Source organism: Pseudoalteromonas luteoviolacea DSM 6061 (genome assembly GCF_001625655.1).
GTDB classification, from domain to species: domain Bacteria; phylum Pseudomonadota; class Gammaproteobacteria; order Enterobacterales; family Alteromonadaceae; genus Pseudoalteromonas; species Pseudoalteromonas luteoviolacea.
On the sequence record NZ_AUYB01000013.1, the window covers coordinates 79,810 to 104,402 of the forward strand.

The 24,593-nt window shown below is 42.6% G+C and carries 18 protein-coding genes; 3 read left to right on the top strand and 15 right to left on the bottom strand.

Annotated features, from left to right (window positions below; translation table 11 throughout):
* The 4 genes from N475_RS00785 to N475_RS00800 all read right to left on the bottom strand — a co-directional run bounded on the left by N475_RS00785 (position 1) and on the right by N475_RS00800 (position 4,542).
* On the bottom strand, positions 1-618 hold the full coding sequence (locus N475_RS00785; RefSeq protein WP_063356647.1) for a 3'-5' exonuclease: 618 nt from the start codon (positions 616-618) through the stop codon (positions 1-3).
* Between the two features lie 4 nt (positions 619-622).
* The gene (locus tag N475_RS00790; RefSeq protein ID WP_063356803.1) at positions 623-2,461 is read right to left on the bottom strand and encodes a DUF294 nucleotidyltransferase-like domain-containing protein; all 1,839 of its coding nucleotides are present in this window, start codon (positions 2,459-2,461) and stop codon (positions 623-625) included.
* 81 nt (positions 2,462-2,542) lie between these two features.
* Positions 2,543-4,267: a sodium:solute symporter family protein gene (locus N475_RS00795; RefSeq protein WP_063364528.1), complete on the bottom strand. Its 1,725-nt coding sequence runs from the start codon at positions 4,265-4,267 to the stop codon at positions 2,543-2,545.
* An 11-nt stretch (positions 4,268-4,278) separates the two neighbouring features.
* Positions 4,279-4,542: a DUF4212 domain-containing protein gene (locus N475_RS00800; protein ID WP_063356649.1), complete on the bottom strand. Its 264-nt coding sequence runs from the start codon at positions 4,540-4,542 to the stop codon at positions 4,279-4,281.
* Positions 4,543-4,941: 399 nt separating this feature from the next.
* On the opposite strand from N475_RS00800, the gene N475_RS00805 reads away from it, so the two are divergent.
* The gene (locus tag N475_RS00805) at positions 4,942-8,361 is read left to right on the top strand and encodes a hybrid sensor histidine kinase/response regulator (RefSeq protein WP_063356650.1); all 3,420 of its coding nucleotides are present in this window, start codon (positions 4,942-4,944) and stop codon (positions 8,359-8,361) included.
* 7 nt (positions 8,362-8,368) lie between these two features.
* Here the strand turns inward: N475_RS00805 and N475_RS00810 are convergent, their stop codons facing one another.
* On the bottom strand, positions 8,369-9,451 hold the full coding sequence (locus N475_RS00810; RefSeq protein WP_063356804.1) for a sensor domain-containing diguanylate cyclase: 1,083 nt from the start codon (positions 9,449-9,451) through the stop codon (positions 8,369-8,371).
* 377 nt (positions 9,452-9,828) lie between these two features.
* A complete protein-coding gene (panP, locus tag N475_RS00815) occupies positions 9,829-11,454 on the bottom strand; it encodes a pyridoxal-dependent aspartate 1-decarboxylase PanP (protein WP_063364529.1) in 1,626 nt (541 codons plus the stop codon).
* A 292-nt stretch (positions 11,455-11,746) separates the two neighbouring features.
* On the opposite strand from panP, the gene N475_RS00820 reads away from it, so the two are divergent.
* Positions 11,747-13,633: a GGDEF domain-containing protein gene (locus N475_RS00820; protein ID WP_063364530.1), complete on the top strand. Its 1,887-nt coding sequence runs from the start codon at positions 11,747-11,749 to the stop codon at positions 13,631-13,633.
* 29 nt (positions 13,634-13,662) lie between these two features.
* Here N475_RS00820 and trmB read toward each other — a convergent pair whose 3' ends face one another.
* The 8 genes from trmB to rph all read right to left on the bottom strand — a co-directional run bounded on the left by trmB (position 13,663) and on the right by rph (position 21,452).
* Complete coding sequence (gene trmB, locus N475_RS00825; RefSeq protein WP_063356653.1) at positions 13,663-14,328, bottom strand: tRNA (guanine(46)-N(7))-methyltransferase TrmB; 666 nt, start codon at positions 14,326-14,328, stop codon at positions 13,663-13,665.
* A gap of 223 nt (positions 14,329-14,551) precedes the next feature.
* Complete coding sequence (locus N475_RS25905; protein WP_063356654.1) at positions 14,552-15,937, bottom strand: fibrinogen-like YCDxxxxGGGW domain-containing protein; 1,386 nt, start codon at positions 15,935-15,937, stop codon at positions 14,552-14,554.
* A 300-nt stretch (positions 15,938-16,237) separates the two neighbouring features.
* The gene (locus N475_RS00835; protein ID WP_063356805.1) at positions 16,238-17,005 is read right to left on the bottom strand and encodes an ABC transporter permease; all 768 of its coding nucleotides are present in this window, start codon (positions 17,003-17,005) and stop codon (positions 16,238-16,240) included.
* 2 nt (positions 17,006-17,007) lie between these two features.
* Positions 17,008-17,928 (bottom strand): ABC transporter ATP-binding protein, encoded by a 921-nt coding sequence (locus tag N475_RS00840; RefSeq protein ID WP_063356655.1) that lies wholly within the window; start codon positions 17,926-17,928, stop codon positions 17,008-17,010.
* A 41-nt stretch (positions 17,929-17,969) separates the two neighbouring features.
* Positions 17,970-18,587 carry a flavin prenyltransferase UbiX gene (locus N475_RS00845; RefSeq protein ID WP_063356656.1) on the bottom strand — a complete coding sequence of 206 codons (618 nt, stop codon included), beginning with the start codon at positions 18,585-18,587 and terminating at the stop codon, positions 17,970-17,972.
* A 4-nt stretch (positions 18,588-18,591) separates the two neighbouring features.
* Positions 18,592-19,941: a UDP-N-acetylmuramate:L-alanyl-gamma-D-glutamyl-meso-diaminopimelate ligase gene (mpl, locus tag N475_RS00850; RefSeq protein ID WP_063364531.1), complete on the bottom strand. Its 1,350-nt coding sequence runs from the start codon at positions 19,939-19,941 to the stop codon at positions 18,592-18,594.
* Between the two features lie 136 nt (positions 19,942-20,077).
* A complete protein-coding gene (gene pyrE / locus N475_RS00855; RefSeq protein ID WP_063356658.1) occupies positions 20,078-20,722 on the bottom strand; it encodes an orotate phosphoribosyltransferase in 645 nt (214 codons plus the stop codon).
* Positions 20,723-20,738: 16 nt separating this feature from the next.
* Complete coding sequence (gene rph / locus N475_RS00860; RefSeq protein WP_023399777.1) at positions 20,739-21,452, bottom strand: ribonuclease PH; 714 nt, start codon at positions 21,450-21,452, stop codon at positions 20,739-20,741.
* Between the two features lie 153 nt (positions 21,453-21,605).
* On the opposite strand from rph, the gene N475_RS00865 reads away from it, so the two are divergent.
* Positions 21,606-22,466, top strand: a complete 861-nt coding sequence (locus N475_RS00865; protein WP_063356659.1) for a YicC/YloC family endoribonuclease — start codon at positions 21,606-21,608, stop codon at positions 22,464-22,466.
* A 317-nt stretch (positions 22,467-22,783) separates the two neighbouring features.
* Here the strand turns inward: N475_RS00865 and N475_RS00870 are convergent, their stop codons facing one another.
* Entirely contained in the window at positions 22,784-24,538 is a 1,755-nt protein-coding gene (locus N475_RS00870; protein ID WP_063364532.1) for a PI-PLC domain-containing protein, read from the bottom strand.
* Positions 24,539-24,593 lie beyond the last annotated feature (55 nt).

Consider the following 24,593-nt stretch of genomic DNA (forward strand, 5'->3'; position numbering starts at 1 on the left):
TTACACTAATGCACTTAGCTTTACATGCTTTTCAGAGCCAAGGTGGTTCACTTGTGCCAGCAAAAGTTCTGCGGTCGCAAGTGCATCACTTAACGCATTGTGGTTTTGATAATCAGGCAATCCATATCGCTCTCGGCATGCTGGTAAGCGCAACTGATCTTGAATTACCTGCTGATGCTGACGAAGCAATCTCGACTTCTCAATTTTTAAGGTATCTATCATTTGATTTGGTCGTGTAGCGATACCGAGCGCTGCAAAAGACTTTTTGATAAATGCCCAGTCAAGCGCAGTGTGATGACACACCAATACGCGCCCTTCAAGCGCCTCGGCGAACTCCCTCATAATCACTTTAATGTCGACACCTTTTGCCAATTGCGCGTCATCAATACCATGGTAAACGGGGCTTTGAGCCAAACTCTTCACACTGCGATTGATCAAGTATCGAGACTCTGCTAAAACTATTCTTCCGCGTCTAATTATGACCCAAGCGGCAGATACTATTTCATGCTGCGTAGGGTCTAGACCGGTAAGTTCTAAATCTAAAACAACCAATTCACTATCAAGCCATAGCTCACGTGCAGCGCCATGTTTAAAAAACCAAGGAAATTTCCATCGCATCGTTTTATAAACTTCCTCTTGCAAACTTAAAAACGCACGCCTGTTGTGCTTGCTTAATTAAATGAAAAGCTTCTTTTAATTGATGCCTTTCTAACGAACTAAGCGACTCAGGGTTAATGCAATTTGATGGTAACTGATGCTGTTCAATTTGACTTCGAAGTCTGAGCTGAGTTAAAAATCGCCAACAATCTTGTAAGTTGTAAATATCACTTTGGCTTAACTGAGTGTGGGCTTCAAGTGCCTTTAAGCGCGCTTGTGTGTTCGCTTTAGTGATACCGCTTTTTAACGCATAAATTCTGACTAAATCATTGACGATAGCAATACCGCGAGTTTTCAAATCCAAATATTTATGTTTGTCTTTACCACGCTGTAACTTAAATTGTTGAAATAAACCTATTGGTACACTATTGGTACTGATGTCAGTCGCCATTGCCGCAAAAAATAACTCTTGTTGACTGATCTCACCTAGTTGAGAGTTCAAGCTTTGGTATAACGACTGATCGCCACAAATAAAGCGGCGGTCAAAAAATATCTTACAATTGAGCATCGCTTGAGGCGTAGGTGCCGTCATCCACTTTTCAAATCGAGCAGTCCATTCACGCACTGTTCCTCGGCATTGCTCGTTACTTGCCATAATGTTACCAGGACATGCTCGAATACCACACTCGACTAAATGACGCGTCACAAATGTACCTAAAGACGCAAAATAAGCGCGCTCAGCAGGTTTAATATCATTAGCAAAGATCAATCCATTGTCCTGATCTGAGTCTAATGTTTGCTCTTCTCTCGCTTGAGAACCAAAGCATATCCAACAAAATGAGCAAGGAGCATCGCCATGTTGCTTAACAAATAGCTCTGTGAGCCGACTCATAAGCGCATCTGTTAATCCGCTTAACAGCGTCCCCACAAAAGAAATGTCTTCAACCGTATTTGAGAAGCTACGTAATAATACCGGTATTTCTTTTGCCAACAGTTTCAATTCTTGCGCACTGCTCGCTTTGTACAACTGGCCAATCAATTGCACAGGGTCGCTGTTTTGTAATCTCAATAAGTCTGTACTGGTCACCATCCCCAAAGGTACTCGCTCTTCATTCAGCACAGGGAGGTGATGAATATTGTGCTTTAGCATTAGATGTAAGGCAGAAAACACTCGATTATTTTCGAAGATGAATTTTGGTTCGGGTGTCATGATCGATGATACAGGCATAGCAGGGTCAAGTTCACTCGCCAATACGCGGTTACGCAAATCTCTATCCGTTACAACGCCATGCAATTGCCCACCTTCGGTTATCATCACTGATGAAACCCCTTCAGATTGCATTACTTTTGCAGCTTCCACAATACTGGCAGTAGGCTCTAATACAACCGCTGATTTGGTCATCAATTTTGAAATTTTTCGCTCTGACCACCCCTTGCCACGCTCCTGATAATGACTGGATAGCAAACGTTTTTTATGCGCCCTCACAAAGTGTTGTTCAAATACTTTGTATTCATGTCGTAAAAAATCAAACCCAGCTTGTGGCAATAGCAGTATGAGTCCGGGACTTTGCACTTCAAGACGATTTTTAATTTCCTCCCCAGTCAATAGCGACGGATAGCCAAAGTAATCACCAGCCGAAAGACGTGTTACCACCTCTCCCGTCGTATCAACCAAGTCAAATATTCCCGTCCTTACAAGGTATAAATATTTCTCTTCATCCTGCAAAGCATCCGCTTGATTGTGTACCGTGAGATAAATTACCTCAGCGTGATTGACAAAATAATGTGCACTGGCAATTGGAAGCTCATTAAATGGAGACTGCTTTAATACAAAGTTTAAAACATCCTGATGTTCTACTGTCATTCCTGTTTGCGTCATATTTTTTATCGTCTTAAAGCAAAATAGCCCAGCTAAAAAACTGGGCTATTTTTTGCGGTTTGAATATTAGTGTGCGTGAGCAGCACTAGACCCCTTTGGATTACGGATCCCATCAACCATGCGCTTCACTTCTTCTGGCGTTTCAGCTGTCAATTTCATAACTACAGCAGCCACCACAAAGTTCACAACCATACCTATAATCCCAATACCTTCTGGTGAAATACCAAACAACCAGTTGGCAGGCGCATTCAATTCAGGGTTTATAAACTTAAAGTAAATAATATAGGCCGCCGTAAAGCCGATACCTGAAACCATACCTGCTATTGCACCTTCCTTATTCATGCGTTTAGAGAAGATACCCATGATTATTGCCGGGAAGAAACTTGCCGCCGCCAAACCAAATGCAAAGGCTACCACTGAGGCGACAAACCCGGGAGGATTAATACCAAAGTACGCAGAGATACCTATGGCCACCATTGCAGCAAGCCTTGCAGCCATTAACTCTTGTTTGTCACTGATGTCAGGTTTAAGTGTACGCTTGAGTAAATCATGGGAAACTGGGGTAGAAATTACCAGCAACAGCCCAGCCGTTGTTGACAGTGCAGCCGCAATGCCGCCCGCCGCCACTAATGCAATTACCCATGCTGGTAAGTCAGCAATTTCTGGGTTTGCAAGTACCATGATATCGCGGTCAATTTTTACTTCGTTTGTACTCGCTGGATCATCAATTTTACCCGCCGAGTAGAACATTTTGCCGTCACCGTTTTTATCGTTGAAAGTGATAAGTCCTGTTCTTTCCCAATTTTTAACCCATTGAGGTGCTTCAGCGTACGCTGTACCACTACCATCTTTGCCGTTGATTGTATCAATCATGTTTACCCGAGCGAATGATGCAACTGCCGGCGCTGTCGTATAAACAATCGCAATAAAAACAAGTGTCCATGCTGCAGAAATACGCGTGTCTTTTACTTTTGGTACAGTAAAGAAGCGCACAATGACATGAGGTAAGCCAGCTGTACCAACCATCAATGCCGCTGTGATAGCAAAGACATCAATCATACTTTTGGAACCTTCGGTGTATTGAGCAAAGCCGAGCTCAGCACTGAGACCATCCAGTTTATCAAGTACATAGGTACCAGAACCATCAGCCAATGTTGCCCCAAACCCTGTTTGTGGTAGTAAGTGGCCTGTCATCATCATCGAGATGAAAATTGCTGGTACAAGATAAGCAAATACAAGTACACAATATTGCGCGACTTGGGTGTATGTGATCCCCTTCATGCCACCCAAAACAGCATAGAAAAATACAATCACCATGCCGATGTATACGCCCGTTTCAATGTCCACTTCTAAGAAACGAGAAAATACCACGCCAACACCGCGCATTTGACCTGCAATATAGGTAAAGCAAATGAAAATTGCACATAAAATTGCCACGACACGTGCGACCTGAGAATAGTAACGATCACCGATAAAATCTGGCACGGTAAACTTACCAAACTTGCGAAGATAAGGAGCCAAACAAAGCGCCAGTAACACGTAACCACCTGTCCACCCTAAGAGGTAAACACCACCGTCATAACCTGCAAATGAAATGATTCCAGCCATTGAAATAAACGATGCAGCACTCATCCAGTCAGCTGCGGTTGCCATACCGTTGGCCAATGGCGGCACACCTCCACCAGCAACATAGAATTCATTAGTTGATCCAGCACGCGCCCAAATTGCGATGCCGATATAAAGGGCAAAACTCAACCCTACGATTAAAAATGTAAACGATTGAACATCCATTATGTCGCCCCTTATTCATCTACGCCGTATTTTTTATCAAGCGTATCCATTTTTGATACGTAGACAAAAATCAAAGCAACAAACGTATAAATTGCACCTTGTTGGGAAAACCAAAAGCCCAATTTAAACCCAAAAAAACGTACCTCATTTAATACATCTACCAATAGAATGCCAAAGCCGAACGACACAACAAACCAAACGGCTAACAGTTTAAACATCAAGGCTAGATTTTCTGACCAGTATGCTTTTGCTTGTTCTTCACTTTTAAAGGCCATTATTTACTCCCCTTTTAACTCATTCAAAATGAGTGTGTTGGTATTAATTGACCTTTTGACTGTAGCAATGGCTTTGAATTATTGAATTGAGACCTTAGTCGTAAGCCTCACCTTACGTTTACGTAAACTGCTAAAACATCGAACTTGAAGATAATTAATAACCTTATAAATCATGCACTTAAACAAAAACTGTTATTCGAGTGCGTTTCTTGTTAACAATCCATACGGTATAAGACATTAGTCTAAATAGCACAACAAACCAGCATTATTCCTTACGGATCAGTGTATTATAATCTTCACCCACGATAACTGGCTTCTGGAAACTAAGCCAGATATGATTAATCTGCGTAAAGGCTAGAAATTTAACAATATAATCAGAAACATCTATTAGGATTCAAGATGACTGCTGCCCTCATACTCGTTGCTTTAAGCTATATCGGATTGCTATTTTGGTTGGCTAATTGGGGTGACAAACAGACACCATTGGCACAAAAAATTAGTCACCACCCATTTGTGTATGCGCTTGCATTGGGAATATATTGTACTTCTTGGACATATTATGGTTCGGTCGGTACCGCTGCGGCGAGTAGCTGGCATTTTTTCCCTATCTTGCTAGGCCCTATTCTGCTATTTCTTTTTGGTCATGGCTTTTTACGCAAGCTAATACTTGTAAGTAAAAAACAAAACATCACAACCATTTCTGATTTTATTAGCGCCCGCTATGGAAAACGCCAAACGACGGCCATTATGGTCACATTGATTGCTTTGCTTGCGACTATCCCCTATATAGCGCTTCAGCTCAAAGCACTCGCAAATAGTTTTGAATTGCTACGCAACAATGATGATATTTCCGGCGCAACATTGGCACTTACCGGTACATTAATGATGGCGCTGTTTGCCATATTTTTTGGCGCGCGAAAAGTCGACGTAACAGAGTATCGTTCGGGCTTAATGCTTGCCGTTGCTTTTGAGTCCGTTATCAAGCTGTTAGCGCTGATAGCGGTTGCCTATTTGTCTTTTCAAGCCATCATAGCTCAAAAAGATACCGAGCTAGTTTGGGCTCACTGGCAAGGCTTTGACTTTTCAAACTTCAACTTTATCGGCCAAACATTAATGGCTGCAGCCGCCATTATTTGTTTGCCAAGGCAATTTCACGTTACTGTGGTCGACAATCAAAATAGTAACCACTTAAACACTGCTAGATGGGCATTTCCACTTTACTTGGTGCTTATTGCCCTGATGATAATCCCAATAGCTAGCGCAGCGATTCACCCACAAATTGGTCAACATATTTCAGCAGATAGTTTTGTATTGGCCCTGCCATTAAATCTTGAATACCCAGTGGTCTCTACCTTTGTGTTTATCGGTGGATTATCGGCTGCAACCGCAATGATAGTAGTCGCCACGCTCACGCTCAGTACTATGCTCTCCAATGATATTGTGTTGCCTCTATTGTTAAAGAGACGTTTTAAACGAAGCTTATTAACGAACAATTATAAGTCGCAAATTCTCTTGGTGAGACGTTTTATCATCGGCGCAATCTTGTTGTTAGCGTACCTATATCAACAATGGGTTGGGCATGGGGCGGCCTTAGCCAGTATGGGGCTTGTTGCGTTTTCACTGGTTACTCAATTATTGCCCGCAATTGTCGGCGGACTTTACTGGCGAAAAGGACATGCCTATGGGGTGTATGCAGGCCTCACCGCAGGTCTTATTTGCTGGGCACTGTTTTTATTACTACCCATTGTTTCTACACCCGAATTACTAGACTACCAAACCCAGCAATCTATTGTAACGCGTGGCACACTGCTCGCCTTACTGGCCAACATTAGTTGCTACATTAGCTTTTCTCTGGGTGCTTATGAGCGCTTGATTGATAAATTACAAGCAACCGCCTTTGTAAAACCCAAAGAGCAAGCGGCACTGGCTAAAAAGCTGAATAAAGAAGTAAAGGCCACGGTCTACGATTTTAAAGTTTTACTGCAAACATTTTTAGGTATCCAGCGCAGCCAGCAGCTACTTGGCCATTATGCGCTCAATGAAGATATCGACGATAACAATGCTTCTCCAACAGCTGATTTCATTAATTTTTGTGAACGAGCACTCACCGGAGTATTGGGTGCTTCATCTGCACAAGCCCTTATTCATGCTGTGTCATCTGGTAAACAAATGGCATTTGAAGAAGTCGTTACTTTCTTCGATGAAACCACCCAAGCACTGCAGTTTAATCAAAACTTGCTATTTACATCACTGGAGAACCTAAGTCATGGTATCTCAGTTGTCGACAAGGATCTAAAACTCGTTGCATGGAATAAGCGCTACCATGAAATGTTTGAATACCCTAAAGGTTACCTGCAAGTAGGCCAAGATATTGAGGAAATTATCCGCTATAACGCTCAGCGTGGCGAATGTGGTCCAGGCACCCTTGAAAAGCTCGTGGAAAAACGTGTTCAGCACCTCAAAAATGGCACTCCACATCACTACATTCGCCATAGAGAAAATGGCCAAGTATTCGAGATGACAGGAAATCCGCTGCCGGGTGGAGGTTTTGTTACCAGTTTTTCTGACATTACCATGCATATGGCAACACAAAATGCACTAGAAGAAATCAATATGGATCTTGAGAATCGCATTGAGGCCAGAATGCTTGAAATCCGCGCTATCAACCAAGACCTCAAAGCTCAAATTGCTACCAGAGAGAAAATTGAACAAGATCTCGTTGCCGCAAAAAAAGAAGCAGAAAAAGCCAATGACAGTAAAACTCGCTTTTTGGCCTTAGCCAGCCATGACATTTTGCAGCCCCTGAATGCCGCTAGGTTATATCTCGGCGCCATAGAGGAAAAGCATTTACCAGACGCCGAACGCAGTAATCTGCATAAGCTAGGCAATAGCCTCGACTCGACAGTTCATCTCATGTCTTCATTACTCGATATTGCGAAATTAGAGCAAGGTGCGATGCAACCCACTCCTCGCCACTTTAAAATTACCGACATCTTGGCGCCGCTCGAAAATGAGTACGCGATTATCTGCCAAGAGAAGGGACTTAAACTGAAAGTCAGAAACAGCGAATTTACTGTTCACAGTGATATAACTTATTTACGTAGGGTCGTGCAAAACTTAGTATCCAACGCAGTAAAGTATACGGAGTCTGGTAGTGTATTGATCGCTTGTCGTAAACGAGCTCATAGCCTACGCATCGAAGTATGGGACACAGGACCTGGCATCACCGAACATGAGCAACAAAAAATATTTAATGATTTTTATCGCATTGAAGCCGGAGACAATCGCGGAGTTGGGTTGGGCCTTGGAGTGGTTAAAAGGCTATGTGACTTGATGAGTATACCGCTTGCAATAAAATCAATTCCCACAAAGGGCAGTCGTTTTTATATTGATGTTCCTCTTGGAGATGCTGCCCAAGTCGTTACACCAAATACAGTGAGCCAAGCGGACAACAAACGTAAACTCAAAGTCATGGTGATCGATGATGACCCCAATAACCTAGCGGCGATGTCTAGTTTGCTGACTAAGTGGCAATTGCAACACGAACTATTTAGTCAAGTGGAAGAGACAATAAAGTGTGCAAAAGACAACAAAGCACCTGATATGCTGTTAGTGGACTATCAGCTAGACTCTCACTGCGATGGCATTACTTTAATCAAAACCTTGCGTGAAATTTGGCAAAGTGAAATACCTGCGGTGCTTATTACAGCGGTTCGTGACCAAACTCTCAAAGCTGAGGCAAAAGAAAGTCAGATCCACTATCTAACAAAGCCGCTTAAGCCTGCTAAATTAAAAGCGCTCTTTAATCACTCTTACTAATAGGCGTTTAAAGAGCCAGTTTTATTTGATCGCGTCCAGCAGCTTTGGCCTGATAAACCGCCTGATCTGCGGCTTTAAGAGATTTGCTAAACGGCATATTTAAATTAACCTCTGCCACGCCAATACTCACAGTAAAAGAGATTTCTTGCCCTTCATATGCCACCTTAAGTGCTGCGGCCTCTTCACGAAGCCGCTGCGCCACATTCATGGCGGATGCAACTTCAGTCTCTGGCAGCAGAATAATGAATTCTTCACCACCTAATCGACACACACAATCTTCAGCTCTGACTAAATTGGTACAACAATCAGAGAACCGCTTTAATACTTCGTCCCCACCGTCATGCCCATATTTATCATTGATCTTTTTAAATCGATCTAGATCAATCATCAATAGGCTCAATGGCCGATCTGCTCGCTGGTGGCGGCTCATTTCACTCTTGGCGTAGTCCATTAAATACCGGCGATTTTTGAGTCCTGTGAGCACATCTTGAAAGGCCATTTCAGTCAATTGCTGCTGCATTTGCCAAAGTTCGTGCACGAGTAAGCGACGACTACAACAATCGGCAATTAATTCTGCTGCAACCACTTCCCAGGACAACCAATCTCTTGGGTGAAATCTGCCTTCACAGCACACCACACCAATAGCCAAACCATTTTGAAAGATAGCAGTATCGAGTAGAGCTGCAATTTGTTGCGGTTTTAAATATCCATCTTTAAACTCACTGGTACGAGAATCAGTCAACGCATTACGTGCAGAAATGGTTTCGCCACTGACAATCGTGCGAAAGTAAATCGGATAATCAGTTACTTGAAGTTCAGGTAAAGGACTAGAAATCAATCCATCCCAATCCGTATTGGCATAATTAATTAATCTAGTTGGGTTAGCTGCATTATCGAATAACCAAATGGACACACGGCTAACGTCCAGTAACGCCTTCCCTTCCAAAATAATGTCGGCGAGAAACTGTTGGTGCCCAACCGAGACATCAACTTCTTTGGATAATACCCGTCTAAGTCTTTGCGTGACGTGTGTTAACTCGTTATGTCTATGGTTAGATAAATCATCATTCTCTTTACTATCTACAGCCAATTTTTTCACCCAAATACATCTAGTTTTGCACTTGTTTCCAAGTCATATCGTAACTAACCAGTACAAAACTGGCATCAAGTACTCACTTGGCTCTGTTTTACCAATTTCCAGATCTCTTTACTTTGGGGTAAAACAACTAAGCTACTGCTTTGAATAATAATACGCCTAAACGATAAAAAATCACCCATTTTTATCCCAGTAAAGGTACTTCTTTCCAGAAAATAGTTTTCAGAGAGCTGTCACAGAGCATGCGTTAACTGTGAAGTACTTGAAATTAATAATTAACCATATGACTTATATGCACTATCAAACAAAAAGTTTGATTAAAGGTATTGGGGGAAGGAAAAATAAAAAAGGAGCGTAAAGCTCCTTCATATCTATAAATATTTACTTAAATACTTTTTCATTATTGGATCATGCTGCGCCATTTCCCGTTGCTCCTCCAAAATATCATTTAACATTTGGTAAGAGGTCAGTGGGTTTGCCAACACAACTCTGAACACAACCGTTGGCTGATTATCATACTGTTCTGGAGTCAAACGCGTTCTTGAAACAAACGAACGACCCGTTTCACGTTGTCGCTTCTGCATGCTCGCCGTTAATCGATTCAAGGCTGCATATATGTCCAGCTTTTCTTGCTCATCCGCATGTTCAAGCGCACCTTTTATCGCCTTAGGTACATAACGGTATGTAAGTAGGCATAACTCAGGCTGTGAAATAAGTTCAAAGTCCTCTTGTTTAGTAATCAGATCGGCAAAGTACTGTGCTTTTTCAATACTCTGATCAATTAGCATTTCATACCCTTTACGGCCAATGACTTGCAAACAAGCATGAACTAACATTGCCATACCAGGGCGACTTCCCTCTAGAGTATGACTACCCAAATCTTTTGAACCTTTACGCAAAATGTATTCTGCGTGATGTTCAATTACATCGGTTGCAGCAGGGTCCTTAAACAGCACAATCCCAGCCCCCATAGGCACATACATTTGCTTATGCGCATCAATGGTTACTGAATCTGCTTTTTCGATACCTGATAACAAATGCCGGTATGTATTAGACAATAAAGTCGCTCCACCCCAAGCAGCATCTACATGGAAATGGCAATTAAGCTCCTCACACAGCTGAGCCATATCATTCAATGGGTCAATATTGCCTGTTTCGGTTGTGCCTGCCACACCAACAATGGCCATGACCTTAATGCCTTGAGACTCTAGTTCCAATGCCTTCTCACGCATCGCAACCATGTCTACCTTATTGTTTTTGTCAGTACCTATTGCGATGAAGTTATCTCGCCCGATACCAAGTACATCAGCCGCTTTGCCTAACGAATAATGCCCTCGTTCTGATACCAATACAGCAAGCCCTTTATAGCCATAGTGCATCATGGCTGCAAACATTCCTTGCGATGATATCCCCTTAAAGTCGCCATCAGCTTTGAGTAATCGGTTTCTTGCAATCCATAAAGCAGTGATATTGGCTACGGTACCGCCCGAACAAAATGCACCCAATGCATTTTTAGCACTGTGCATCCACTTTTGATAAAAGGTTTCACTTTGGCCATAGGTTAAGTGATGCATCATCCCAAGGACTTGTCTTTCAAGTGGAGTGAACGCTTTGGATGTTTCAATTTTTACCAAATTCTGGTTCAGGCCAACCATCAACTTGGATAGTGGTAGTAAAAAGTGCGGTAATGCCGAGGTCATATGACCAATAAAGCTTGGTGACGCGGTGTGAACCGAATGCGCCACTAATTGCTCCATGATATCTTGAGCATAATCCGAAACAAAAGTCGGCTCTTCAGGAATAGAAGCAGATTGAAAATCTTTTTCTATTTCGTGTAATGGCTTTTCAACAGCAGCAATGTTCTCATTCAAAAACCCAGCAAGGTTATGTGAGATTTCTTGTTCTATTTTACTGAGTGTAGAGCCTGGCGCTTCTGGTACGGTAAAGATTCGCATTAAGCTTTCTTCAGAAGCGACTGCACAACGCTTTGGACCCATTCTAATTCCCAATCACAAAAGAGTAAGTAGATGTGTGCGCCTCGAGGCTGCGTCTGATAGGCACATCTACCTTGCTAATTTATTACGAAATGACTAACTCTACTTTAAAGTTGCGGGAAAGTCTGCAAATGAGCAGCAAAAAAGTAAGCTAAAAGGCTATTTTCTGTATAAATAGCTGAAATAGAGCTTTTTAGGAACATAATGCATCACCATTTCATGAAATACTTTGTAAAAACTCATCCAAGCCTATAAAATTTGCAATATTGTTAATGCTTAGGCAATCGGAACTGCAATGAAAAAATGGAACTTTGCTCATCGTACCCTCTCTTTCACTTGGGTATTAGTGGGCTTTCTTACTTTCGTTATATCGCTGGCGGGTTACGTTTACTATACCTACCACAACACCAAAACAGTAATAATGGAAGAAATCGATGAAACCCTGCGCATCGCGGCACAAAGCGCCAACCTCTTTGTTGGTGCGGATTATCACGATAACCTCAATAACATCAACGATGAAGAATTTAAGCAAGCCAGTGAGCAGCTCACCAAATTAGCACAGGCTGTTGGAGTGGAATACGTCTATACCATGGTATATGACTCTCCCCATGTTCGTTTTACAGCATCCAGTTATACAGTAGATGATATCACCAATGGTAACATCACCATGTATAGAGACATCTACCCAGAGGCAACAACAACCAACAAAGGCGCCTTTCGCTCCACCAAGGAAGTTTTTGAAGTCTCTGTTGATAAGTGGGGGCATTTTAAAACTATTTTCGTACCCCATATAACACCGAAAGGGCAAATATACTTAACCGGTGCCGATATCACGATATCTCATATCGAATCGCAGCTCCAAGACAACGTGACGCAAGCAGCGTTATCCGCAAGTTTTTTCTTTTGTATTGCTTTGCTTGTTGCTGGTATGTATCTGTTAGTATACCGACGCGCATTGACGACAGACGCAAGAACTGGATTTGCCAACCGCTTAGCCTTAGAGCAAGACTTGCTTAGAGCTAAACGCCAACATTTAAGCCTTGCGATTATCTCTATTTGCGAGCTTGAGGAAATTATTAGCTTTTACGGCGCAGCGGTGGGTGACAAAGTTATTCAAAATGTGATGAGCTACTTTCAGAGTTTTACAAAACCTTTTAAGGTTTATCGACTGGCCACCTCAAAACTCGTATTAATGTGCGACACACCAAACGGTGAACACTATTTGAATAATTTAATCTCAGAATTCCCTTTTTCTAGGCCAATTTTAGAAGAGCCTCTTTTGTATATTCAGCTCAAAGCGGGTATTGCAAAAGGCAACAAAGGTCTACTTTTAGAAAATGCATTCATTGCTTGTCGCCAAGCTCAGCAGTTGCACCAGACGACATATATTTATGGCCAGCAAACTCAAAAAACCAAATTACTACAAGAGTCTAATTTGGCCATTGCAAAAACAGTGCAAAGTGCTTTTGATCAGCACAGGATAATTCCTTATTTCACTCCAAGAGCACGCATCAACGATGGTAAAATTGTGCAATACCACTGTGCTCCACGCGTACTCACAGAGCAAGGTGTTATCCTTAAATCTCAAGCTTTTGGAGAAGTCATTAAGCACTCGCGTCTCAATTCACAGCTCACCAAACAAATGCTGGAGTTGTGCGTCACTCAATTTAGAAAGACGAACATAGCGTGGAGTCTTGCGCTTACTCCCCAAGATTTAAGCGATCCACAAATGATGGAAAGTATTAACCAAGCCATCAATCGCTACCCGCAACCAAACTTGATCACATTTGAATTAGACGAGCAAGCACTTATCAGCCAGTTTAATGACATGTCAGCTATCATCAGTATTTTGCGAAGCAAGGGCGTTAATATTCTTGTGAACTCACGAAACAGTGGCCTTCTTACTATTAGCCGCATGTTAAAAATGTCGATTAATGCGGTAAAACTTGAAGAAACACTTGTTGAACAACTCGCTGATAACCCTCAGGTTAAAGGACTGGTAAAGCACATTGGTGAGCAGTGTAAAGATAGCCAAATATCTTTGGTTGTGTCCGGTATTACCAATAAAGCGCAGTTACAACAGCTCAAGGAAACCCATATTACCATGTTTGAGGGTTCTTATATTGGCGCAGCAGCACCACACATTAAAGAGCAGCAAGAAACGCCTATTTTTGACAATTAAAAGGCACCTTAAGGTGCCTTCTTAACTGGCTAAATCTCTACTACCAAGCGTGTACTAGACTGCCCACTTGCCCAATATTTTCGTTCAAACGGCGTGATTGCATCGTCGCTGTGATAAGGCTGGGCACTTGCTTTAACACCTGCCAATTGCAGAGCATGCGCAAACTCTTTGACATAAATATCCCAATTACTGCGCACCTCTAAACACCCTCCTAACTTGACGATATATGGGAAAACAGCGGCTCCATGCCATCGACGCTGAATATGCTTAGATTTAGGCCAAGGGTTTGGATAAAGCAGGTAATGATGTGTCGGTTGCCAGTTCGCGTCACAGGCCAAACGCCAAAAGTCATTCAAGTCCGCTTGCACTAAAATGTACTGTCCATGCTCATCCTGCTTGTACTCCACATCGTGCTTATCTAGTCGGTGGGAAGATTTGTCGATACCAATTACGAGCGCATCAGGGTGTAATTTTGCCAAGTTAGCTGTGCTCTCACCAACCCCACAACAAGAGTCCAAAATAATTGGCCCGTTAAAAGCCTGTACCTTTTCATTTACTTCATTAAATGCTTTTAAGGTATGCTCTGCGATGGGCTTTTTGAACTCTGAATTAAGATGCTTTTGGACGATTTCATCCAGCTTTTCATGCAGTTCAGTCTGATTAGTGGTGATACTTCGAGAGTTTGCGTCAGCCATGATACTCGTATTTTTATCTGTAAATGGGCCAATTTTAGAAGCTTGGAGAGTAAAGTAAATAGCGTATTGTCAAATTAATAGGGCTGTGCAGGCGATTCTTTAGACTGGTCGTCAAATTAAATACTCTTTTGTTCCTACTGGGATATATTTGCTATCAGTTTCATGGCCGATTGAAGAGCACAATAATTTTGTGTCCCCAAACAGCCATGTAGAACAGTAAGACTTATCTTACATAAACATACGACGTATGCTGAGATACATACGAGCTAATGTTTGTTGATTTGTATATGCTTGAGAAACCATAGATATTTTGGTAGTTAAGCATAGAATAATCACTACCAGAACCTGAACAACCTGAGTTCTCATGCCAGAATAGTCTGTATCTTCTCTCGCCCGACTCTCCAGGGATTAGACCCAGTGTTTCTTGTAATGGCATACAGTTAGCCTGTTTTAATACCGCAATATCAGCAATCGCGTATGCTCCATTTGCTGTAGGCGCTGTGATCATTAACTCTTGGAACGTATCTTTGATAGTTTTCCAGTGCGCATCAGGTAAGTAGTAGTTATCATCAAATGACGTGATGTTCTGCGCCTCTACAAAAAAGCCAGTCAGATCATTTGGCCAGCCATTGTAGTTTTTATTTGGTACAAACCTAAGACTCACAAGCATCCAACCACCGCCTTGATATTCCATATCACAGTAGGTTGTAAACTCGCTTAATCCACCTTCACCATCTACATCAAGCTTGTAATAACCCGACTGAGCAGAAGGATCTGAGCTTAGAATAGCCTGACAACTTTGTGGTGCAGGCACACTTGGCTCACGTACATTCAAGTTTGCTCGAATGGTCATGGTATCTCCACCTAAGGTGGTAATATCCTGCGCAAATAAGTGCTCATTCAATTCAAGTACATTAATTACTTCAGTCGTATGGGTTACTTCCGAGTCACTCGATTGCTCTTCTTGTAATTGAATATCATGTGTACCAACTGAAGTAAGCTGATCCGTTACTCTCGCTTGGTCCAGTTTATAGTTAATTCCTGAATCTAAAGCACCTGCATTATTCGGCGCATAGACTGCTAAATAAGCAACTTTTTGGGCTGTTGTTGATTTGCTACTTTCTTGATACTGAACTTGCGCGTTAAAGCCTTCTCGGGTGACGTGACTCGCTCTCGCTGTGTATGGCTCTGTACCATTAAGCACTTGACCCGTTAAAAATACATATGGCACCTGCGGCATCTTTTCTTGGAAAGAAACCATTTTGCTCGCAGCATCAAGATCAATAACGCCTACTTCCCAAATAGAACCATCCTGCTGTTGATGACGACCAATGCCCATTACCATCGTTGGAACGGTTTCATCTTGGTGAGCACCATCTAAATAAGACCACTCAGAAAATTTAACTGCCACAGTGCCATCGTTATTGTCTACGACAGATACGGTACCTGGACTTACATCATTCAAAGTTGGCACACCTGTGAAAATAGCCTGCTGTGCGCTTTTGTTCACAGCAATGCCTTGGTCATTCACTTGGTTGGTTTGCAGTTCCACCGCTTGAGCGGTAAAAACTGAAGAAATGCATAGAGCAAGTAGAGTTTTTTTAGTCATCTTTATTCCCTCTGACTATTGGTTGGTAATTTATTATTCCGATGGCCAAATTATACTGTTAACCTTCATATTAAACTACAGACTCACTCATAAAGCATTGAATTATAGAAAAAAGTACCGGTTATAGTTTGCAGCAACATTTAAATTAGAGTATTAGCACTAAATATTTTTACCAATAAGATCGTTGCTGTTATGAAGAGAAAAGTTAGAAGGGTTATTTTGAGGGAGTTGACTGTATTGAGAACGATATATCTTGTTATAGAGCACCGCCTATTGTGGGCGGTGCCAAACAGGTAAATACTAGTGTCTCAAACCAACACCACGTTTAATCAGTGTCAATGCAATCGTAAACAGCACTGAAATAAAGCCAATCAATACCCCAAAAGCGACATAGATATTGACGTCAGAAACACCTAAAAAGCCATATCTGAATGCATTAACCATATAGATGATTGGGTTGATCTGTGACACACCTTGCCAAAACTCAGGCAATAATTGGATTGAGTAAAAAACCCCACCTAGGTAGGTCAAAGGCGTTAACACAAATGTTGGAATAATACTGATATCATCAAAGCTATTTGCGTAAACAGCATTGATTAAGCCACCTAAAGCAAACACCGCTGAAGTTAATACCACCGTCGCCACAATCACCGCAATATTATGAATTTGAATATCTACAAAAAACAAACTCACGATGCTCACGATAAGGCCCACCAGCATGCCTCGTGCCATGCCGCCACCCATATAACCAAGTACAATAATGTAATTAGGCACTGGTGCAACTAACAGTTCTTCAATGCTTTTTTGAAACTTAGTCGAATAAAAGCTCGAAGCCACATTAGAATAAGAGTTGGTGATCACCGACATCATGATAAGACCGGGAACAATAAACTCCATATAACCAAAGCCACCCATTTCACCAATTCGAGAGCCGATTAAACTGCCGAAAATAATAAAGTAGAGCGTCATGGTAATTGCCGGTGGCACCAGTGTTTGCACCCAGATCCGCAAAAAACGAATACACTCTTTAATCCAGATACTTTTCAGTGCCACTCGATATTTTACAATACTCATTTACTGCGCCCCTGCTCTAATAGACCAACAAATAGCTCCTCCAATCGATTCGCTTTATTTCTCATACTCAGCACGGTATTGCCCTGTTCGCTAAGTTGAGTAAACACCCCGTTTAAGCCTTGTGACTTTTCGACCTCTACTTCGAGCGTATGATCGTCAACAAGACTAAACTGATAGCCCTCAAGTGACACAGGCTTAATTGGCGCCTGTAAGTCCAGAACAAACGTCTCTTTGTCTAACTTAGCGAGTAGCGCCTTAATTGTGGTGTGCTCAACAATAACCCCTTTATCAATGATGGCGATATTGCGACACAATAACTCGGCTTCTTCTAAATAGTGCGTGGTCAGAATAATCGTCACACCCTGACTGTTGATTTCACGTAAGAAATCCCACATAGAGCGTCTTAATTCAATATCAACACCTGCAGTTGGTTCATCCAAAATCAGCAGTTTTGGTTCATGCATCAAAGCTCGGGCTATCATCAAGCGGCGTTTCATACCTCCTGATAAGGTACGCGCTTGCTTGTCTTTTTTATCAAATAAACCTAATTGCTTCAGATACTTTTCAGCGCGTTCATGGGCCACTTGGCGCGGTACACCATAATAACCAGCTTGATTTACTAAGATCTGATTCAGCGTTTCAAACTGACTGAAATTGAATTCCTGCGGAACAAGGCCAAGCTCAGATTTAGCAGCTTCTAGCGCTGAATCTATTGAGTGGCCAAATACCGTCACTTCGCCTTCAGTTTTATTGACCAGTGAAGCTATCACGCCAATAGTCGTCGATTTTCCGGCCCCATTTGGACCAAGCAGCGCAAAAAAGTCGCCCTGCTGTACTTCTAAATCAATCCCTTTTACAGCTTCGACACCGTTTTTATAGACTTTTCGCAAGCCTTTTATACTTAATGCAGTTGTCATGTATTTTGGATCCCCAATCCCCTAGATGTGTTTCACTTTATTTAATCGCCATAACCCCAACGTTTAGCGAGTGTGTGTTCAATATTCAAATGGTCCAAAATGCGCGCCACCATAAAATCCACGAGATCTTCAATTGACTGTGGTTGGTGATAAAAGCCCGGAGCGGCTGGCATAATCGTCACGCCTAGCTGGCTAAGTTTAAGCATGTTTTCCAAGTGGATTGGACTAAATGGCGTTTCACGAGGCACTAAAATCAATTGCCCTCGCTCTTTAATCACCACGTCTGCTGCACGCTCCAGTAAATTATCTGAAGCACCCAGCGCAATGGCTGACACACTGCCCGCACTGCATGGACATACCACCATTTTTTTAGGTGCAGCCGAGCCAGAAGCCACCGGACTAAACCAGTTGTCTTTACCAAATACTTTTATCTGTCCATCTTTGGCTTTGCAAAGCGCACTTAATTGTTCCGTGGCTTTTTCTTCATTGCCAGACAGCTTGACATTAGACTCTGTATCTAACACCACTCGCGCAGCACTAGATATAAGTACATATACTTGATAATCAAGTTCAACAAGCACTTCTAATAAGCGCAAGCCATAAGGTGCACCTGAAGCACCACTAAATGCTAACGTGATGGGATCTTTATATTTTGACATGTGATTATGACATTACCTTGTTAAGCTCAGCGATTAAGGCATCATGTATGCCATTAAACCCGCCGTTACTCATGATTAATATATGTTGGTTAGGCTTAGCTTGCTTTACTACCTGCGCCACAATGTCATCGGTGCTTGAAAAACACTGACGCCCCGCTTTATCCGCCGCGTCTTGAAGAGACCAAGACAAGCCCTCAGGTTCATAGACGAATGCTTTGTCAGCTGCCTCGAGTGCATTCATCAACGTCTCCTGATGAACCCCCATTTTCATGGTATTGGAGCGAGGCTCAAGAATCGCAATAATTTCTTCATTCCCGACTTTGGCTCTAAGGCCTGCAAGCGTTGTTTCAATCGCTGTAGGATGGTGAGCAAAATCATCATAGACGCAAATGTTTGCAATCTCAGCTTTCAGCTCCATGCGCCTTTTCGGGGATTTAAATTCACCCAGTGCTTCGATGCTCGCACTCACAGGAATACCTACATGCCGTGCAGCAGCAATCGCCATAATGGCATTTTTTACATTGTGCTCACCAATTGCTTGCCAGTTCACTTCACCAACAACGTCTCCTTCCAGCACGACTTTAAATCGACTGCCATCTGGATTGATTAGTTGATACGACCAATCTTTCCCTAACGATTCTTTTTGACTCCAAAAACCGCGTTCAATGACTTCATTGATTGCAATGTCTTGCGCTGGGTAAATGGCTTTGCCTTGGCCTGGCAAGGTTCTTATTAGGTGATGGAACTGAGTTTGAATTGCACTTAAATCTGCAAAGATATCTGCATGATCAAACTCAAGGTTATTCAAAATCAGCGTACGTGGTAAGTAGTGCACAAACTTACTGCGCTTATCGAAAAACGCAGTGTCATATTCGTCCGCTTCGATGACAAAAAATGGCGTATCGCTCACTCGTGCTGACACACCAAAGTTTTGAACAATACCACCAATTAAAAATCCAGGCTTTAACCCCGCGTACTCAAGTAGCCAAGCCAACATACTGGCTGTGGTAGTCTTGCCATGAGTACCAGCCACCGCCAATACCCAAGCATCTTGTAAAACATGGTGCTTTAACCATTCAGGCCCTGATGTATAAGGTAGGCCTTTCTCTAATACATATTCAACACACGGATTGCCGCGGCTCATTGCGTTACCGATCACAACTACATCCGGCTGAGGTTCCAACTGCGCCGGGTCGTAGCCCTGAGTCAGCTCAATACCCAAAGATTCAAGTTGTGTACTCATTGGCGGGTAAACGTTTTGATCTGAGCCAGTCACTTTGTGGCCCAAAGATTGTGCGATGGCTGCAATACCACCCATAAAGGTGCCGCAGATCCCAAGGATATGAATATGCATAAGTTCAGCTAGTTATTAAATTTGCCCTTAGGGTAACACACTCCCATGAGCCTAGGCTGACTTTGTGTGCAAAACACTTTTGCACAGACAAAAAAATACCAGCCCCTTGGCTGGTATTTTTATAATCTCGAAAAGATTAAGCTACGCCGTATTGGTCACGGTAAGCTTTAACCGCAGCTAAGTGCTCAGATGCACTGCCTTGCTGCTCAAGATAAGTAATTAGGTCTGCAAGTTTTACAATGGAAACAACTTCAGTACCAAAGTCGCGCTCAACTTCTTGAATAGCAGAAAGTTCACCTTTGCCTTTTTCTTGACGATCCAGCGCAATCAGTACACCTGCCAAGTCTGCTTCATTCGCCTGAATGATTTCCATCGACTCACGAATTGCAGTACCCGCAGTGATAACGTCATCGACTAGCATGATACGGCCTTTTAGCTCAGACCCCACAAGGCTTCCGCCTTCACCGTGCTGCTTTTTCTCTTTACGGTTGAAGCAGTAAGGTACATCTTTATCATAATGATCTGCCAATGCAACTGCCGTAGTCGTTGCAATTGGAATACCTTTATATGCAGGGCCAAATAATACATCATACTCAATGCCTGCATCTTCCAACGCAGCCGCATAGAAACGACCTAAGCGTGCAAGATCACGACCTGTATTAAACAAACCAGCATTAAAAAAATATGGGCTTGTACGGCCAGATTTAAGCGTAAACTCACCAAACTTAAGCACCTGCTTTTCTAGTGCAAATTCAATAAACTCTTTTTGATACTGTTTCATAACTCACCTTCTATGTTTACGCTAAAGCCTGCTTTTGAATATCGATAATTTCACGAATTGAATGCTTAGCCAGTGCTAGTAATTCGTCAAGCTCTTCAAAAGAAAACGGTTCGCCCTCAGCAGTACCCTGTACTTCAATTAGCTTGCCTGTTTCTGTCATGATCACATTCATATCAGTCTCTGCTTCAGAGTCTTCAAGGTACTCTAAGTCACTGATCGCTTCACCGTTGTATACACCAACCGAGATTGCCGCAATCATAAACTTAAGCGGATTCGCATTGATCATGCCTTTTGCACGCATATGTGTAAGTGCATCAACAAGCGCAACACAAGCGCCACTAATTGATGCTGTGCGTGTACCGCCATCGGCTTGTAAAACATCGCAATCAATCGTAATTGTGTTTTCGCCAAGCGCAGATAAGTCAACCGCAGCGCGTAATGCACGCGCGATTAGACGTTGAATTTCCATCGTACGGCCGCCTTGCTTACCTTTAGCAGCTTCTCGGCCATTGCGGGTATGGGTAGAGCGAGGAAGCATACCATACTCTGCGGTGATCCAACCTTTACCCTGTCCTTTCATAAAACGCGGTACACCCGCTTCCACTGTTGCTGTACACAACACTTTAGTATTGCCAAACTCTACAAGCACTGAGCCTTCGGCGTGCATTGTATAGTTACGGGTAAATGTTACAGGTCTAATCTGATTCGCAGTTCTTTCACTTGGACGCATCCACGTTCCCCTATCATCAAAGTTTCGCGATATTATAAAGGGATCCTTTGCGCTATGCCACGCAATACCAAAAGAAATCTTAGCTTTACCTATGGAGCTGCGTTTTTCTTAGGCTATAATGGCCACGCTAACTTAATAAAATAGGAACTTTATATGATCCATAGTATGACCGCCTACGCTCGAAAAGAGGTGAAAGGAGATTGGGGCACTGGGGTTTGGGAGATCCGCTCAGTCAATCAACGCTATCTTGAAACGTTTATCCGCGCACCAGAACAATTTAGGGCACTAGAGCCAGTAGTACGTGAACGCCTTCGTAAACAGCTACAACGAGGCAAAGTTGAGGTCTATTTAAAGTTTGCAGCAAATCCTGCGCACGTTGGTCAAATGTCAATTAATGAAACATTGGCAAAGCAATTGATCGACAACGCCAAGTGGGTCCAATCCCACAGTGGTGGTGATATCAACCCAGCAGATATTTTACGCTGGCCTGGTGTAATGGAAGCAGAAGAAGTTGATTTAGATGAAGTAAATAGCGCGTTACTTGAAGGCTTTAATGAATTAGTCACCGACTTTAAAGCGGCAAGAGCCAGCGAAGGTGCCAACCTTGAAACCATGATCACAACCCGTTTAGATGCGATTTTAGAACAAGTTGCTGTGGTTGAGGGTCATATGCCTGAAGTCGCAAAATGGCAACGTGATAAGCTTACTCAAAAACTTGAAGAGCTTCAGGCCGAAATCGATGAATCTCGTCTTGAACAGGAGCTTATATATCTTGCGCAAAAGCAAGATGTTGCCGAAGAGCTTGACCGCTTAAAGTCGCATGTTAAAGAAACTCACAAGATCCTGAAAAAAGGCGGCGCATGTGGTCGACGCTTAGACTTTATGATGCAAGAGTTTAACCGCGAGTCAAACACCCTAGCGTCTAAGTCTATTAACTCTGAGATCACCAACGCAGCCGTCGAGCTTAAAGTCTTGATAGAGCAGATGCGTGAGCAGATCCAGAATATTGAATAAAAGCCTACCACAGCTCTAAAAGCTTATATGCAGCTGAAGAAACCTCGCTACTAATGCGGGGTTTTGTTTTTATGACACCGTGTTTTTTATATCTGTTTCATCCACTTCTCGAGCACAGATGGTTAGAATTACTAAACTAACTCGTCAATAAATTCGCCAAAATTGATGAAGAATAACCGAGCAAAACTTCCGGTAGTTACTAATAACCAAATATTTAAGATCGAGCTCAACCTGAGTGCTCGGTGCGCAGCCCATAGGATAGGAAGAAGAAAAAGACATGAGTCTTTTACTCCTTCCTGTTGATTGATACAACAACTTTAAAGCTGATTTGAGTTGTTTTGAGCGATTGCCACATCAGTAGCTCGGGCGTACTCCACATAATCCACATAAAGCAGGTTTACTATCTTCCCGTATTGGTTTTTTGCAGGTAGCTCTACCATTGCACTTCCTAATGCCCGATTAGCTTCTTTGGAAACTGGCCATACCGCAGTTGGTGGGGTGAGTGTCCATGAGAGTAAAAATAGGTCACAAGGGACGCTTGGATCTTTTTTGCATTGACCAGTAAACTCCTCAAATTTCTTGAACTGATCTTGCTTCATCGTACTAAAACTAATGGTATCAGAGTACTCATCAAATACGGTGAGATCGGCTTTAGCAACAGAGCTAGAGTCCCAATCTTTGTAAACCCAAAAGCCTTGCTGTGGCTGATTAATCGATAAATCATTACCAATGGCGACCATCATGGCTGTGCCGTCGTTAACGTATTCATTTAGCGCGCCTTCAGCCAAACGCTTACCTTCAGGTTTAGTTTTAACCATCCATGAACCAATTGCATCTTCAACTTGTTGACGAAATGCTGGGTAATTATCGCTATTGATGCCATCGAAGTGAGAAAATTTAAGTATGGCAAGCTCTTTATGACCTTGCTCACAGTAGGAGCGAATGTCGGAAAGGACTTCTGATAGGTCTGGTCCGGTAATTGGGCCGTGATAAATAACAAACTTACTCCCAGTCCATTTAGGGCGCAAATCGAAGTACCTAACCCCTGCTTCTAATTGGCCTTTAATTGACAAGTCTTGCGTTTTGCCAAATACAGCCAGTCCACCTTTATACATACCTGAATCGTGCGAAGCTGGTAGGGCCAATTCAGATATGGTTTTGTTACCCAGCTCGCCTAATCGATCTTGCATCCATGATGCTCGGTTTGTAAGTAAGGACGTGGAATACCACAATCCGTATAAAATTGTTTCTGAAGGGTGCACTTGTACTGCGGTGTTATTGGCAATGCCAACTGAAGGGCGTTGACCATCATCAAATTCGACAGCATCACTTTGCCAATCAATTTGAGTACCATTAATTTGGCCTTTGCGCTGATACAGTGTTCCGCCTTGGCTCCATACAGCGATCACAGTTTCATCGTCTGTCAATGCTACACTTGGAGCAGTTCCTGAACCGAATTCATGACTACTTCCAAAATCAATTTTGCTGCCATTTACGCGACCAACGTGATACCAGACTTTTGACTTGCTTTGTGATTGATGTACCTCAACGACGTAACCATTATTATTCAGGGCGACTTGAGGAACAGAACCTGAATCGTATTCGTGGCTAGAATGCCAGTCAACTTTGCTACCGTTAACCTGCCCCACATGATAGTAAAGGCCATTACTAAAAGGGCTTTGCGTTTTATGAACTTCTACAACAATGCCATCGTCATTGACCGCAACATTGGGTTCAATGCCACTATCGTATTTGTGGGAACTATGCCAGCTTACACCGTTTGAGGATACATCCCCAACATGATAATACAGTGAAGACCCTGCTTGATTTTTATGAACTTCTACTGCAACACCACGGTTGTTCATTGCTACAGCAGGAGTATTACCGTCATCGTAATGGTGACTTGCCTCCCAGTTTACAGTCGCTTTATTCAAGTTGCCAAAGCGATAGTAAAGTTTAAAGCCTTCTTCGTTCTTATGTACCTCAAGTACTTGACCTGAAGCATTGATTGCTACGTTGGGAATACTGCCTGTGTCGTATTGTTCTGCTAGTCCAAAAAATACATCCTTCATCGGTTTATTCCTCTTGTTTACCGTTCATTGAGTAATGGCAGGTTAGAAGAATCAC